1 protein-coding gene is annotated in these 416 nt (G+C 47.1%); it reads left to right on the top strand.

The genetic code is table 11. The features are described from left to right. Positions 1–416 (top strand): NAD(P)/FAD-dependent oxidoreductase (locus QWI17_RS21655; protein WP_368045381.1); only part of this gene is annotated, 416 nt, incomplete at both ends.

The following is a 416-nucleotide window of genomic DNA, read 5'->3' as shown; positions in this document are numbered from 1 at the left end:
GTCCTGACCGAGTTTGTCGAAGCCGGCGCGCCGGAAGAGATTATGTATGTCAGCAAACCGCATATCGGTACTTTCAGATTAGTATCGATGGTAGAGAAGATGCGTGCCAAGATTATCGAGATGGGTGGTGAAATTCGTTTCAGTTCACGGGTTGATGATCTGCATATCGAAGAGGGTCAGGTGACTGGCATTACTCTGGCGGATGGCGAAACCATCAAATCTAAACATATCGCTTTAGCGATCGGTCATAGTGCCCGTGATACCTTTCAGATGCTGTTCGATAAAAACGTTTATATGGAAGCCAAGCCCTTCTCGGTGGGTTTTCGTATCGAGCACGAACAGTCATTGATTGATCAGGCCCGGTTCGGTAAAAACGCAGGCAATCCTATTCTTGGGGCAGCCGATTATAAATTAGT

This window comes from Gilvimarinus gilvus (assembly GCF_030518155.1).
Lineage (GTDB): Bacteria > Pseudomonadota > Gammaproteobacteria > Pseudomonadales > Cellvibrionaceae > Gilvimarinus > Gilvimarinus gilvus.
This window is presented reverse-complemented; position numbering and strand designations above follow the sequence as displayed.